The organism is Arthrobacter sp. UYP4, from assembly GCF_057291175.1.
On the sequence record NZ_JBXAVU010000001.1, the window covers coordinates 75,406 to 90,053 of the forward strand.

The window sequence follows — 14,648 nt, forward strand, 5'->3', positions numbered from 1 at the left end:
AGACAGTCCCGAGCCCGCCCCGCGACGGCCGGGCAGGTCCCGGAGCACTAGACTTGGCGGGTGGCTACTCCTGCATCGACCGACTCGTTCGTCCATCTCCACAACCACACCGAGTACTCGATGCTCGACGGCGCGGCCCGCCTGACGGACCTGTTCAGCCACACCGAGGAGCTCGGGATGAGCGCCCTCGCCACGACGGACCACGGGTTCGTCTTCGGCGCCTTCGACTTCTGGAGCAAGGCGAAGAGCGCCGGCATCAAGCCCATCATCGGCGTCGAGGCATACCTCACGCCGGGGACCGCGCGCAACGACCGCACGCGCGTACAGTGGGGCGGCGGCGGGCGCGACGACGTCTCGGGCGCCGGAGCGTACACGCACATGACTCTGTGGTCCGAGACCACCGAGGGCATGCACAACCTGTTCCGGATGTCGTCGCTCGCCTCCCTCGAGGGCTACCTGTACAAGCCCCGCATGGACCGCGACCTCCTCCAGACCTACGGCAAGGGCCTCATCGCGACCACGGGCTGCCCCTCCGGCGAGGTGCAGACGAAGCTCCGCCTCGGCCTGTACGACGAGGCGAAGCAGGCGGCCTCGGACTTCCGCGACATCTTCGGCGCCGAGAACTACTTCTGCGAACTGATGGACCACGGGCTGGACATCGAGCGCAACGTCAAGGCGGACCTGATCAAGCTCGCCCGGGAGCTCGGCCTGCCGCTCGTCGCCACCAATGACCTCCATTACACCCACGCCGAGGACTCCAAGGCCCACGCGGCGCTGCTCTGCGTGCAGTCGGGATCAACCCTCGCCGACCCCAAGCGGTTCAAGTTCGATGCCGACGAGTTCTACCTCAAGTCGCCGGCCGAGATGCGGGCGATCTTCCGGGACTTCCCCGATGCCTGCGACAACACGCTGCTCATCGCCGAGCGGTGCGACGTCGACTTCAACACCAAGGCCAACTACATGCCGCGGTTCCCGGTCCCCGAGGGCGAGAACGAGCAGTCCTGGTTCGTCAAGGAGGTCGAGACCGGGCTGCAGTACCGCTACCCGGCCGGCGTGCCCGACGACGTCCGCAAGCAGGCGGAGTTCGAGGTCGGCGTCATCACCCAGATGGGCTTCCCGGGGTACTTCCTCGTGGTGGCCGACTTCATCAACTGGGCCAAGAACAACGGCATCCGGGTGGGTCCGGGCCGAGGATCCGGTGCGGGCTCCATGGTGGCGTACGCCATGCGCATCACCGACCTCGACCCCCTCAAGCACGGCCTCATCTTCGAGCGGTTCCTGAACCCCGAGCGCGTCTCCATGCCCGACTTCGACGTCGACTTCGATGATCGGCGCCGCTCCGAGGTCATCCGCTACGTGACGGAGAAGTACGGCGACGAGCGCGTGGCCATGATCGTCACGTACGGCACCATCAAGGCCAAGCAGGCCCTCAAGGACTCCTCCCGGGTCATGGGCTACCCGTTCTCCACCGGGGAGCGCCTCACCAAGGCCATGCCGCCGGACGTCATGGGCAAGGGCCTCGCCCTCGCGGACGTCCACAACAAGGACGCCAAGCGCTTCTCCGAGGCGGAGGAGCTGCGGGAGCTCCTCAAGACCGATGCCGACTCCGCGAAGGTCTTCGAGACCGCCCTCGGCCTCGAGGGGCTCAAGCGGCAGTGGGGCGTGCACGCGGCGGGCGTCATCATGTCCTCCGACCCCCTGATCGACATCATCCCGATCATGCGCCGTGAGCAGGACGGCCAGATCATCACCCAGTTCGACTACCCCACGTGCGAGGGGCTCGGACTGATCAAGATGGACTTCCTCGGCCTGAGGAACCTGACGATCATCACGGACGCCGTCGAGAACATCACGGCGAACAAGGGCGTGGACCTCGTCCTCGAGGACCTCGAGCTCGATGACAAGGAGTCCTACGAGCTCCTGGCGCGCGGGGACACCCTCGGCGTCTTCCAGCTCGACGGCGGCCCCATGCGCTCCCTGCTGAAGCTCATGCGCCCCGACAACTTCGAGGACATCTCCGCCGTCCTGGCGCTGTACCGGCCCGGACCCATGGGGGTGAACTCGCACACGAACTACGCGCTGCGCAAGAACGGCCTGCAGGACATCGAGCCGATCCACCCCGAACTCGAGGGACCGCTCGAGGAGATCCTCGGCGGGACGTACGGCCTGATCGTGTACCAGGAGCAGGTCATGTCGGCCGCGCAGAAACTGGCGAACTTCACGCTCGGCCAGGCGGACATGCTCCGCCGCGCCATGGGCAAGAAGAAGAAGTCCGAGCTGGACAAGCAGCAGGCCGACTTCTTCGCCGGCATGAAGTCCAACGGCTACTCCCAGGCGGCGATGGACAAGCTCTGGACCGTGCTCGAGTCCTTCTCCGACTACGCCTTCAACAAGGCGCACACCGCGGCCTACGGGCTCGTGTCCTACTGGACGGCCTACCTCAAGGCGCACTACCCCGCGGAGTACATGGCGGCCCTGCTCACCAGCGTCGGTGACGACAAGGACAAGCTGGCCATCTACCTCAACGAGTGCCGCCGCATGGGCATCACCGTCCTGCCGCCGGACGTCAACGAGTCCAGCGTCAACTTCACCCCGGTGGGCAAGGACATCCGCTTCGGCATGGGTGCCATCCGCAACGTCGGCGCGAACGTCGTCGGCGCCATGGTCGGTGCCCGTGAGGAGAAGGGCGCGTTCACGTCCTTCAGCGACTTCCTGCAGAAGGTGCCCGCCGTCGTCTGCAACAAGCGCACCATCGAATCGCTCATCAAGGCCGGCGCGTTCGACTCGCTCCGCCATCCACGGCGCGCCCTCGCGATGATCCACGAGGAGGCCGTGGACTCGGTGATCGTCCTCAAGCGCAACGAGGCGGCGAACCAGTTCGACCTCTTCAGCGCGTTCGACGACGCCGGGGGCTCCGTGGGCGGCCTGTCCGTCGAGGTGCCGGACCTGCCCGAGTGGGACAAGAAGGACAAGCTGGCCTTCGAGCGCGACATGCTCGGCCTCTACGTCTCGGACCACCCCCTGCAGGGGCTCGAGGGCATCCTCGGCCAGCACGCCGACTCGTCGATCCCGTCGATCATCAGCGAGGAGGGTCCGGCGGACGGGGCGATCGTCACGATCGCCGGCATGATCACGTCCCTGCAGCGCAGGATCGCGAAGAACAGCGGCAACGCGTATGCGCGGGCGGAGGTCGAGGACCTCGCCGGATCCATGGAGGTCATGTTCTTCGGCCAGGTGTACGGGCCCATCTCGGCCGTGCTGGCGGAGGACCTCATCGTGGTGGTCCGGGGTCGGCTGCAGCGCCGGGACGACGGCGCCGTGATGCTCAACGCGCAGGAACTGACGGTGCCTGACCTCAGCGAGGGCCACTCGGGTCCCGTGGTGATCTCCATGCTGCAGCACAAGGCCACGGAGACCGCGGTCACCGCGCTCGGCGACGTGCTGAGGACGCACCCGGGCACGAGCGAGGTCCTGATCAGGCTCAGCGGGTCCCGCAAGGTCGAGGTGATGAAGCTCGGCGTCGACCTGCGGGTCAATCCGACACCGGGGCTCTTCGGCGACCTGAAGGTGCTGCTGGGACCTGCCTGCCTGGACGCCTGATCCCGCATGCGGGTCGTCCGGCGCTCACTGGAAGTACCGGACGGCGCGGGCAGGACGCCTAGATGACGTAGTCGGTGGCCGTCGGCGTACCGTAACTGCCGCCGTGGTAGAGCAGGGGAGCGCCGTCGGGTCCGATGTTCCCGGCGATCACCTCGGCGACGACGACCGCGTTGTTCTCGAAGGAGAGGCGCATGCTGATGCGGCCGACGAGCCACCCGGCGACGTCCTTGAGGATCGGCACGCCCTCGGTCCCGGCCTCCCAGTGGTCGCCGGTGAACCGGTCCTTGGTGCGGGCGAAGCGGTTGGCCAGGCCTTCGTTCTCCGTGCTGAGCATGTGGACCCCCACGAAGTTCGTGTTCGCGACGGCGGGCCACGAGGAGGACGTGCGGGCCATGTTGAAGGAGAACCGCGGCGGCTCGGCGGACAGCGACGCGACGGACGTGGCAGTGAATCCGTAGGGGACGCCGTCGTAGGTCGCCGTGATGATGGCCACGCCGGCGGCATGGCGGCGGAAGACCTCGCGGAACGACTCGCCGTGGAGTTCGGCGGACTGCAGGCCTGCCGGCGCGGTGCTGGGGTTGTTCACGTGGTTCCTCCGGGGATCGACGGCGGTGGACAACGCGGTGCGGATGGACCGGTCCGAGGCGGACGGGCGTTCACGCTGCCACCCCCACACTAGGCCCGTGCCCGGGGCGGGGAGTGGTTTGTTAATGTAGAAGTCATGCGCGCTGACGAGGAGCCGGACACCGGATCAAGCAACTATCCGCCTCCGGTCTATGCGGTGGCCAAGGATCGGCGCTCGGTGCCGCCGGCGGGCGTGTTCTGGTGGCTCGGTTCGACGATCCTGCTCGGTGCGGTCGTCGGCGCGGGCTGGTGGCTTCTCGCCCCCACGGGGCGGCTCTTCGGCGATCCGGCGTCGGCGGACCAGTGGCTGCTCCGCGATCTCACCCTCGCCGGTCTGGAGTTCGTGGCCGGTATCGCCGTGGGGACCGTCGTCGCCCTGCGGCTCGGGCTGCCGGGAGTGGTGGCGCGTATCGTGGCCGCCGTCGGAGGGTCGATCCTCGGATCCGTCCTCGCACTCGCGGTCGGTGAGGGTCTCGCCTTTCTGTTCGGACCCCACGGGCGTGCCGAGCTGCCCGGGTCCGATTTCGTCCTCCAGTCCTACGGCGCCCTCCTGATCTGGCCGGCCGTCGCCGCCCTCATCATCTTCGCCACGGCCCTGATCGGCCTGGCGCGCCGGCGGTCCTGACCTCCTCGGCGTCCCCGCCCGATCCGGAGCAGCTCCGCCCGGGGTCCCGGTAGACTCTCAGGGTGAATCCAGCGCCCAGCAGCTTCCCGACCGTCGGCTTCCGCACCATCGACCTGCGCGGGCGGGCGCTGTCGCCGGGTGAGCTCAAGCGGGCCATGCCGCGCGCTGCCGCCAGCGCCCACTCGTCGGAGGCAGCCGTCCAGGCCATCATCGACGACGTCCGCGCGCGGGGCGTCGACGCCCTCCGGGACCTCGCACGACGGTTCGACGGCGTGGAGCAGGAGCACCCGCGCGTGCCGGCCGAGGTCATCGGGGCGGCAGTCGCGGGGCTCGACCCCGAGGTGCGGACGGCGCTGGAGGAGGCCATCCGGCGTGCGCGCATCTTCGCGTCCGCCCAGGTCCCCACGGACGTCGAGGTCGAGGTCGCGCCCGGCGCCCGCCTCACGCACAAGTGGATCCCGGTCCACCGTGTGGGCCTGTACGTCCCGGGCGGGCTGGCTGTCTACCCGTCGTCGGTGGTGATGAACGTGGTGCCGGCGCAGGCAGCCGGCGTCGGGTCGATCGCCCTCGCCTCACCCCCGCAGAAGGAGTTCGGCGGCTGGCCCCACCCGGTCATCCTCGCCGCGGCGTCCATGCTCGGCATCACCGAGGTGTATGCGATCGGCGGGGCCCAGGCCGTGGCCGCCCTGGCCTACGGGATCGCGGGGACGGCGGATGGCTCCGCGCAGCCGGCCATCGAGCCGGTCGACGTCATCACCGGACCCGGCAACGTCTTCGTCGCCACGGCCAAACGCCTGGTCCGCGGGCGGGTCGGTATCGACTCGGAGGCAGGGACCACGGAGATCGCGGTCCTCGCCGATGCGACGGCCGACGCCGACCTCGTGGCAGCGGACCTCGTGAGCCAGGCCGAACACGATCCGCAGGCCGCGTCCGTCCTGATCACGGATTCCGAGCAGCTCGCGGCCGCCGTCGTCGAGGCCCTCCGGTCCCGGGTCGCCCGGACGCGCCACGCCGAGCGGGTCCGCACGGCCCTCTCGGGGCCGCAGTCCGGCGTGGTCCTCGTCGACGACATGGACCACGGCATCGCCGTCTGTGACGCCTATGCCGCCGAGCACCTCGAGATCCAGACCGCTGATGCCAGAGCCGTGGCGGGACGGATCCGGAGTGCGGGCGCCGTCTTCATCGGCAGCTACAGCCCGGTCAGCCTCGGCGACTACTGCGCGGGGTCCAACCACGTCCTGCCGACGGGCGGGACCGCGGCCTTCGCGTCCGGCCTGAACGTCACGACGTTCCTGCGTGCCGTGCAGCTCGTCGACTACGACCGCGAGGCGCTGCGGGAGGTGGCGACGTCGATCGTGGCGCTGTCGGCCGCGGAGAACCTGCCCGCGCACGGCGAGGCGGTCACGGCGCGCTTCCCGACGGCTGGCTCCTGAAGCCCCGGATCGCTCCTCCAGCACTACATGTGGTAATTACAGGATTGTTGTTTCACCACATCTAGTCCTAAAATGGGCAGGACGACCATCATCGAGCGGGAGGGGAAGCCGTGTACTGTCCGTACTGCCGCAACCCCGACTCCCGGGTGGTCGACAGCCGCCTCGGGGACGACGGGTCGGCCATCCGCCGCCGCCGCCAGTGCCCCCAGTGCGGCCGCCGCTTCAGCACCGTGGAGACCACGAGCCTCAGCGTGATCAAGCGCTCGGGTGCGGGGGAGCCGTTCAGCCGGATGAAGATCATCAACGGCGTGCGGAAGGCCTGCCAGGGCAGGCCCGTCACGGAGGACGACCTGGCGCTCCTCGCCCAGGAGGTCGAGGAGAACGTCCGTGCCAGCGGCGTCGCCGAGATCGATGCGCACGAGGTAGGACTGGCGATCCTGAAACCCCTGCGGAAGCTCGACCAGATCGCATACCTGCGGTTCGCCAGCGTGTACCAGGGCTTCGAGTCGCTCGAGGACTTCGAGGATGCCATCGAGACCCTCCGCGAGCAGGCGAAGGACAACGAGCGCGTCCCCTCCGGGGCGCAACGGCCGTTGACAGCGCAATAGCGCACCGAAGACCCCGGTGGTGGCTGCGGAGGGGAAGCCGACGCCACCACCGGTTCCACGTCCGCCCGGAGGGGCAGGACAGACAGCAGGAGCCCGGTACGGATCCGTACCGGGCTCCTGCTGTGACGGGGTCAGACCGTCGGGCTGAAGAGCAGGGCGGCCTGCAGCGCCCCGCCCACGATCCCTGCGTGGTTCTTGAGCTGCGCCGGGATGATCGGCGTGCGCAGCTGCAGCGCCGGCAGGTATTCGCTGCTCCGCTTCGAGATGCCGCCGCCGACGATGAACAGTTCGGGGGAGAAGAGGAACTCGACGTGCGAGAAGTAGCGCTGCAGGCGGACGGCGTACTCGTCCCAGCCGATGCCGTCACGCTCACGGGCCACCGCTGATGCCTTCGTCTCCGCGTCGTGCCCGTCGATCTCCAGGTGGCCGAGTTCGGCGTTGGGCACCAGCCTGCCGTCGAAGATGAACGCCGATCCGATGCCCGTGCCGAGGGTGATGACCAGGACGGTGCCCAGCTTCCCCTTGCCGGCTCCGTAGCGGACCTCGGCGAGCCCGGCGGCGTCGGCGTCGTTGATCACGTGCACGTCCCGGCCGAGCACCCGGGTGAACAGGGCGTCGACGTCGGTATCGACCCAGCTCTTGTCCACGTTCGCCGCGGACCGCGCAACACCGTGCTGGATGATGGCCGGGAAGGTGACACCGACGGGCACGTCGGCTCCCGGCCCCTCGGGCCGGGAGGACAGCTCCGCGACGATCTGGGCGACCACGTCGGCGACGGCCTCGGGCGTGGAGGGCTTCGGCGTCGGGATGCGGTAGCGCTCACCGACGATCACGCCCTTCTCGAGGTCGACGATGCCGCCCTTGATGCCGGTGCCGCCGATGTCGACGCCGATGACGGTCTCGGGGAGCTTCTTCGATTTCTTCTTGTCGGTGTCCTTGGCCATGATTCTCCGTTGAAGGGTGGACCGGCGCGAGCCGGGATGAGGGTACTGCAGCGTACGGGCAGGGGTCCGCGGGGTGGCTGCGCTAGGGCAGGGTCAGGATCTCCGCGCCGCGGTCGGTGACAACGAGTGTGTGCTCGAACTGCGCTGTCCTCTTCCGGTCCTTCGTGACGACGGTCCAGTCGTCCGCCCACATGGTCCAGTCGATGGTCCCTAGCGTCAGCATCGGTTCGATGGTGAAGACCATCCCCGGCTCGATGACGCGGTTGTGGGCGGGGGCGGCGTCGTAGTGCGGGATGATCAGGCCCGTGTGGAACGCTTCTCCGACGCCGTGCCCGGTGAAGTCACGGACAACACCATAACCGAAGCGCTTCGCGTAGGACTCGATGGCGCGTCCTATGACATTGATCTCGCGCCCCGGCGCGACCGCACGGATCGCCCGGTTCAGGGATTCCTCGGTCCGTTCGACGAGGAGGCGGGACTCCTCGTCCACGTCGCCGATGCAGAACGTGTAGTTGGTGTCCCCGTGGACGCCGTCCTTGTAGGCCGTGATGTCGATGTTGAGGATGTCGCCGTCCTCGATCACGGTCGAGTCCGGGATGCCGTGGCAGATGACCTCGTTCAGCGATGAGCACAGCGACTTCGGGAAGCCGCGGTAGCCCAGCGTGGACGGGTAGGCCCCGTGGTCGAGGAGGAACTCGTGGCCGACGCGGTCCAGCTGGTCGGTGGTCACGCCGGGCTTCGCAGCGCGGCCCACCTCCACGATGGCCTGCGCGGCGATCCTCGCGGCGATGCGGATCTTCTCGATGGTCTCGGGCGTCTTGACCTCGGATCCCGTGAAGGGGGCGGGCGCCGTGCGGCCCACGTACTCGGGGCGGGCGATGCCGGAGGGGACGGGGCGCTGCGGCGAGACGGTGCCGGGGGTCAGGGTCCCGACGGGAGCGGTGGCGGAGGACTGGGGCATACCCTTGATCCTATAGCGGGCCGGGTCGGCCTCCCCGAGGGGGCCATCGGCCGGATCACCGGGTGACATCGCCCCTGCCCTGGATCTAGGAGGTCGACGTGACGGAGTACTGGTTCAACGTGCGCACGCACGAGGTGGAGGAGGACCGGCAGTCGGATTGGTCCCAGCTGATCGGGCCGTACGCCACGAGGGCCGAGGCGGAGAAGGCCCTTGAGAAGGTCCAGCAGCGCAACGACGCGTGGGACCAGGACGACGACTGAGGCCCTCGCCTCCGGACGCCGCTAGAAGGTGTGCTCCGGGCCGGGGAACGTGCCGGCCCGGACCTCGTCCGCGTACGCCCTGGCGGCATCCGAGAGGACGGTCCGCAGGTCCGCGTACTGCTTGACGAACGTCGCCTGCCGGCCGCCGCGCAGCCCGGCCATGTCCTGCCAGACCAGTACCTGGCCCGTCGTGCCGGCGCCGGCGCCGATGCCGACCGTCGGGACGCGCACGGCCGCGTCGACGGCGTCCGCCGTCTCCGCCGGCACCATCTCCATCAGCACGCAGAACGCTCCGGCGTCCGCGAGGGCGACGGCGTCGTCGACGATGCGGCGGGAGGCGTCCCCGCGGCCCTGGACCCGGTAGCCGCCGAGTGCATGCTCGCTCTGCGGGGTGAAGCCGATGTGGGCCATCACCGGGATGCCCGCCCGGACGAGGGCGCGCACCGTGTCCGCGTAGTCCGCGCCGCCCTCCATCTTCACGGCGTGGACGAGGCCCTCCTTCAGGAGGCGGACGGAGGATTCGACGGCCTGCTGGGGGGACACCTCGTAACTGCCGAAGGGCAGGTCCGCCACGACAAGGGCGCGTGTCGTGGCCCTGCTCACGGCGCGGCTGAACAGGATCATCTCGTCGAGGGTGATCGGCAGCGTGGTGGCGTGGCCCAGGACGTTGTTCGCGGCCGAGTCGCCCACGAGGAGCACCTCGATCCCGGCCTCGTCGAACACCTGCGCGGCGTACTGGTCGTACGCCGTCAGCATGGCGAAGCGCGCGCCCTGGTCCTTGGCCTGCTGCAGATGATGGATCCGGACCCGGCCCGGCCGTTTCGACCCGCCCGCGGTCCCCGGGGTCGACGGCGCGGCTGCTCCCCCTCCGTAGGGGGCTGGCAATTCGGCGGAAGTCATGCCACGAGACTAGCGGACCACGGCCCCGCCTCCTGGCCGTGACCCGTCCGTCCCGGGCGGGGCGGACCGTACCTGAGCACCGTGTAACCGCGCGTTAATCTCGGCACGCCAGAATGGGCGGAGCCGTCGCCGCCCGCGCAGGTCAGTAGAGTGAGGACGGCAGGCGCACGCGTGCCCGGCGGCACGAGGTACCGCCGCCGCGGCGCGCCGACGTGAGCGACGTCGGGCATGGACAGCCCGCTGCCCCGACGGGGCGGCCCGGGGAACGAGACAAGGAATGAGGGTGGTCATGGACCGGCAGCAGGAGTTCGTACTGCGGACGATCGAGGAGCGCGACGTGCGCTACGTACGCCTGTGGTTCACCGACGTGGTCGGCTCGCTGAAGTCCGTCGCCCTCGCCCCCGCGGAAGTGGAGGGCGCCTTCGAGGAGGGCCTCGGTTTCGACGGGTCCTCGATCGAGGGCCTGGCCCGTGTCTACGAGTCGGACATGCTGGCCCAGCCCGACCCGTCGACCTTCCAGATCCTGCCCTGGCGCGGCGACAAGGAGCAGACGTCGCGCATGTTCTGCGACATCCTGACGCCGGACGGGCAGCCCTCCACCGCCGACCCGCGGGGAGTCCTCAAGAAGACCCTGGCGAAGGCCGCGGACATGGGGTTCACCTGCTATACCCACCCGGAGATCGAGTTCTACCTGCTCAAGTCCGCGGAACTCGGCCCCGACGGGCAGCCCGTCCCGGTGGACTCCGCCGGCTACTTCGACCACGTCCCCGGCGGCGTGGCCCAGGACTTCCGCCGCACCGCCGTGGCGATGCTCGAGTCCGTGGGCATCTCCGTCGAGTTCAGCCACCACGAGGCCGGGCCGGGGCAGAACGAGATCGACCTACGCTACGCCGACGCGCTGCAGACCGCGGACAACATCATGACGTTTCGCACGATCATCAAGGAGGTGGCGCTCACCTCCGGCAGCTACGCGACGTTCATGCCCAAGCCCTTCTCGGAACATCCGGGCTCGGGCATGCACACCCACTTCTCCCTGTTCGAGGGCGACACCAACGCCTTCTACGAGGCGGGCGCGGAGTTCCAGCTCTCGCAGACCGCCCGCCAGTTCATCGCGGGCATCCTGCGCCATGCCCCGGAGTTCACGGCCGTGACCAACCAGTTCGTCAACTCCTTCAAGCGGCTCTGGGGCGGTGGCGAGGCTCCGAGCTACCTCTCGTGGGGCCACAACAACCGCTCCGCCCTGGTGCGCGTACCGCTGTACAAGCCCAACAAGGGGCAGTCCGCGCGCATCGAGTACCGGGGCATCGACTCGGCGAGCAATCCCTACCTCGCCTACTCCGTGCTGCTCGGCGCAGGGCTCAAGGGCATCGAGGAGGGGTACGAACTCCCGCCCGCCGCCGAGGACGACGTGTGGAGCCTGACCGCGGCGGAGCGCCGCGCGATGGGACACGACCCGCTGCCCGCGAGCCTGCACGACGCGATCCGCGTCATGGAGGATTCGGAGCTCGTCGCCGACATCCTCGGGGAGCAGGTGTTCGAGAACTTCCTGCGGAACAAGCGCGCGGAGTGGCACGACTACCGGATCCAGGTGACCCCGTACGAGCTACGCCGCAACCTCAACATCCTCTAGGCCGCCCGCGGCTTGGCTAGTGTTGGCGCATGAGCCTCAACCGCAAGCTGATCAGCTACGGCTTCACGGACCTCGAGAAGAGCCGCAGGTTCCTCGGCGCTCCTGAGCTGCAGGGACTCAACGACGACGACCTGTTCGCCGGGCTGGCCGTGGCGGCCGATCCGGACCTCGCGCTGCAGTCCTTCGTGCGGCTCCTGGCCGTCGACCGCAGGGCGGTGGGTGCGGCCTTCTCGGACCAGGGCAGGCGCGCGCCCCTCTTCCGCCTGCTCGGAGCCTCCGAGGCCCTCGGCGAGTTCCTCATGCGGCACCCCCGGCACCTCGACGTCGTCCGGCCCGCTCCTCCGGTCCTCCCGGTGGTCACGCAGGAGGAGCTCCGGGCCGCGCTGCTTTCCTCGGTCGACGCGGATCCGGCCGAGGCCAATCCCGTGGCGGGGGTCGGCGGGATCGAGGCGTACCGCAGGCTCAGGGTGGCGTACCGGCGCCACCTCACGGACCTCGCGGTGCGGGACCTCTGCCACTGCGCCCCCGTCGACTACCTGCCCGTCGTCGCCCGCGAGCTCGCCGATCTCGCCACCGCCGTCCTCGAGGCATCCCTCGCCGTCGCCCGCGCGGACCTCGGCGAGGTCTACGGTGCCGACACCGTCGCCCGCGTGAAGCTCGCGGTCATCGCGATGGGGAAGTGCGGTGCCCGCGAGCTCAACTACATCTCCGACGTCGACGTCGTCTACGTCGCCGAGGGCGAGGACCTCGACGACTCGACGCTCACGAGGATCGGCACCGGCCTGGCCTCCGGGATGTCCCGCGGCGTCTACTCCCCGGGCACCGAACCGGCACTCTGGGAGGTGGACGCGAACCTCCGGCCCGAGGGCAAGGACGGGCAGCTCGTACGCACGCTGCAGTCCCACGTGTCCTACTACCAGCGGTGGGCGAAGACCTGGGAGTTCCAGGCACTCCTGAAGGCCCGGGCCGCGGCCGGCGACCCGGAGCTGGGCCGGCGGTACGAGGAGGCGATAGCCCCCTTCGTCTGGGCGTCGTCCCAGCGCGAGGGATTCGTGGAGGCCGTCCGGGCCATGCGGCGCCGGGTGACCGACAACATCCCCCGCGACGAGGAGGCCCGCCAGCTCAAGCTCGGACCGGGAGGCCTGCGCGACGTCGAGTTCACCGTCCAGCTGCTCCAGCTCGTGCACGGCCGACTCGACGAGTCGCTGAGGGCCAGGGACACCGTCTCCGCGATCGGCGCGCTGAGCGCGGGAGGGTACATCGGGCGCTCGGACGCGCTGGACCTCGACGACGCCTACCGGTACCTGCGGGTCCTCGAGCATCGGATCCAGCTCATGCAGATGCGCCGGACTCACCTCATGCCGGAGGACGAGACAGCCCTCCGCGCCCTCGCCCGGTCCTCCGAGGGATGCATGGTCACGGTGCGGCCCAGCGCGCAGAGCCTCCACGACAAATGGCAGCGGACGAGGAAGCTCGTCAAGCGCCTCCACGAATCGATCTTCTACCGGCCCCTGCTCAACAACGCGGCGACACTGCAGCCCGAGGACGTCCAGCTCACGGCCGAGGCCGCCCAGGCCCGCCTGGCTGCCCTGGGCTACCAGGACCCGCGCGGCGCCATGCGCCACATCGAGGCGCTGACCGGTGGCCTGCGCCGACGGGCGATGCTGCAGAAGCAGCTGCTGCCCATCCTCCTGGCCTGGTTCGCCGACGGGGTCGATCCCGATGCCGGCCTGCTCGGATTCCGGCGGCTCAGCGAGTCCCTCGGAGAGAGTCACTGGTACCTCGGCATGCTGCGCGACTCCAACGCGGCGGCCGAGCGGCTCTGCGCCGTCCTGTCGAGCAGCCGCTTCATCACCGACCTGCTGGAGGTCTCGCCCGAGTCGACGAAGTGGCTCGGGTCCGACGCCGAACTGGTCCCCGACACCTTCGACACCCAGTGGCAGGAGATCCGGTCGAAGATGTCGCGGCATCCTGCGCCGAACGAGGCCATCCGGCTGATCCGGCTCATTCGCCGCCGCGAACTGCTCCGCATCGCGATCGCGGACAGCTCCAACCTCCTGTCACAGCCAGAGGTGGGGGAGGCCCTCGCCGACGCCGACCGCGCCGCCATCCTCGGCGCCCTGCACGTGGCCGAGAACCAGGTGTTCGGGCAGGAGGAGCAGCTCACCCACGTCGTCGTCATGGCCATGGGACGCCAGGGCGGTCGGGAGATCACCTACGGGTCGGACGCCGACGTCATCTATGTCCACCGCCCGCTGCCCGGGGCCGACGAGGCGGCAGCGCAGAAGCAGGCCGAGGCTGTCGTCGCCCGCCTCGCCGCGCTGCTGACCCAGCCGTGCAAACCGCCCGTCCTCGCCGAACGGGTCCTCGAGATCGACACGGCACTGCGCCCGGAGGGCAAGCAGGGCGCGATGGTGCGCTCCATCTCCTCCTACCGGGAGTACTACCGCCGGTGGTCCCTCGTCTGGGAGGCGCAGGCGCTGCTGCGGGCGCGGCCGCTCGCGGGCGACGACGACCTGGCCGCCGAGTTCCTCGCGCTGATCGATCCCGTGCGGTACCCGCAGGACCTCGGCGAGACCGGTGTGCGGGAGATCCGGCGCATCAAGGCGCGCGTGGAGTCCGAGCGGCTCCCGCGCGGCGCCGACCCGTCCCGTCACCTCAAGCTGGGCCGTGGCGCCCTCAGCGACGTCGAATGGCTCGTGCAGCTCCTCCAACTGCAGCACGCCCACGCCGTTCCGGCCCTGCGGGTCCAGTCGACCCTCGCCGCCCTCGCCGCCCTCGGCGACGAGGGACTGCTCCCGTCGGAGGACGTCGGGCTGCTGCGCGACAGCTGGACCCTCGCGACACGGATCCGTGCCGCGAACGTCATCTGGAGCGGGCGCGGCTCGGACCTGCTGCCGTCGTCGCGTCGGGACCTCGAGGCCGTGGCTCGATGGTGCGGGTACGGCCCGGGGAGCGGATCGGAGCTGGAGGAGGACTACCTGCGGCTCACGCGGCGCAGCAGGGCCGTGTTCGAGCGGCACTTCTACGGGTACTAGGCAGCCGTCCGGGGAGACGACGACG

Annotated in this window: 11 protein-coding genes; 7 read left to right on the forward strand and 4 right to left on the reverse strand. The window is 69.7% G+C overall.

All coding sequences use genetic code 11. From position 1 onward, the window contains the following. Positions 1 to 60: 60 nt before the first annotated feature. Positions 61 to 3,600, forward strand: a complete 3,540-nt coding sequence (gene dnaE / locus AC0Z9V_RS00330; protein ID WP_485140367.1) for a DNA polymerase III subunit alpha — start codon at positions 61 to 63, stop codon at positions 3,598 to 3,600. 58 nt (positions 3,601 to 3,658) lie between these two features. Here dnaE and AC0Z9V_RS00335 read toward each other — a convergent pair whose 3' ends face one another. Further along, positions 3,659 to 4,186: a flavin reductase family protein gene (locus AC0Z9V_RS00335; RefSeq protein WP_244186205.1), complete on the reverse strand. Its 528-nt coding sequence runs from the start codon at positions 4,184 to 4,186 to the stop codon at positions 3,659 to 3,661. Positions 4,187 to 4,321: 135 nt separating this feature from the next. Here AC0Z9V_RS00335 and AC0Z9V_RS00340 point away from each other — a divergent pair, with 135 nt between their 5' ends. The 3 genes from AC0Z9V_RS00340 (at position 4,322) to nrdR (ending at position 6,890) form a co-directional block, all read left to right on the forward strand. Beyond that, positions 4,322 to 4,849, forward strand: coding sequence for a hypothetical protein (locus AC0Z9V_RS00340; protein WP_485140368.1), 528 nt, complete (start codon positions 4,322 to 4,324; stop codon positions 4,847 to 4,849). Between the two features lie 62 nt (positions 4,850 to 4,911). Continuing rightward, positions 4,912 to 6,282, forward strand: a complete 1,371-nt coding sequence (hisD, locus tag AC0Z9V_RS00345) for a histidinol dehydrogenase (protein ID WP_244186207.1) — start codon at positions 4,912 to 4,914, stop codon at positions 6,280 to 6,282. A gap of 110 nt (positions 6,283 to 6,392) precedes the next feature. Further along, on the forward strand, positions 6,393 to 6,890 hold the full coding sequence (gene nrdR / locus AC0Z9V_RS00350) for a transcriptional regulator NrdR (protein ID WP_133081670.1): 498 nt from the start codon (positions 6,393 to 6,395) through the stop codon (positions 6,888 to 6,890). 131 nt (positions 6,891 to 7,021) lie between these two features. Here the strand turns inward: nrdR and ppgK are convergent, their stop codons facing one another. Together ppgK and map are read right to left on the reverse strand one after the other, a co-directional pair. Then, positions 7,022 to 7,834 (reverse strand): polyphosphate--glucose phosphotransferase, encoded by an 813-nt coding sequence (ppgK, locus tag AC0Z9V_RS00355; RefSeq protein WP_485140369.1) that lies wholly within the window; start codon positions 7,832 to 7,834, stop codon positions 7,022 to 7,024. 82 nt (positions 7,835 to 7,916) lie between these two features. Further along, a complete protein-coding gene (gene map, locus AC0Z9V_RS00360) occupies positions 7,917 to 8,795 on the reverse strand; it encodes a type I methionyl aminopeptidase (protein WP_208740924.1) in 879 nt (292 codons plus the stop codon). 98 nt (positions 8,796 to 8,893) lie between these two features. Here map and AC0Z9V_RS00365 point away from each other — a divergent pair, with 98 nt between their 5' ends. Then, complete coding sequence (locus tag AC0Z9V_RS00365) at positions 8,894 to 9,055, forward strand: SPOR domain-containing protein (protein ID WP_208740926.1); 162 nt, start codon at positions 8,894 to 8,896, stop codon at positions 9,053 to 9,055. A 21-nt stretch (positions 9,056 to 9,076) separates the two neighbouring features. Here AC0Z9V_RS00365 and panB read toward each other — a convergent pair whose 3' ends face one another. After that, complete coding sequence (gene panB / locus AC0Z9V_RS00370; RefSeq protein WP_133081674.1) at positions 9,077 to 9,955, reverse strand: 3-methyl-2-oxobutanoate hydroxymethyltransferase; 879 nt, start codon at positions 9,953 to 9,955, stop codon at positions 9,077 to 9,079. A gap of 289 nt (positions 9,956 to 10,244) precedes the next feature. Here panB and glnA point away from each other — a divergent pair, with 289 nt between their 5' ends. Both glnA and AC0Z9V_RS00380 read left to right on the forward strand, forming a co-directional pair. After that, complete coding sequence (gene glnA, locus AC0Z9V_RS00375; RefSeq protein WP_133081675.1) at positions 10,245 to 11,585, forward strand: type I glutamate--ammonia ligase; 1,341 nt, start codon at positions 10,245 to 10,247, stop codon at positions 11,583 to 11,585. Positions 11,586 to 11,614: 29 nt separating this feature from the next. After that, positions 11,615 to 14,623, forward strand: a complete 3,009-nt coding sequence (locus tag AC0Z9V_RS00380) for a bifunctional [glutamine synthetase] adenylyltransferase/[glutamine synthetase]-adenylyl-L-tyrosine phosphorylase (protein WP_485140370.1) — start codon at positions 11,615 to 11,617, stop codon at positions 14,621 to 14,623. The last annotated feature ends 25 nt before the right edge of the window (positions 14,624 to 14,648 follow it).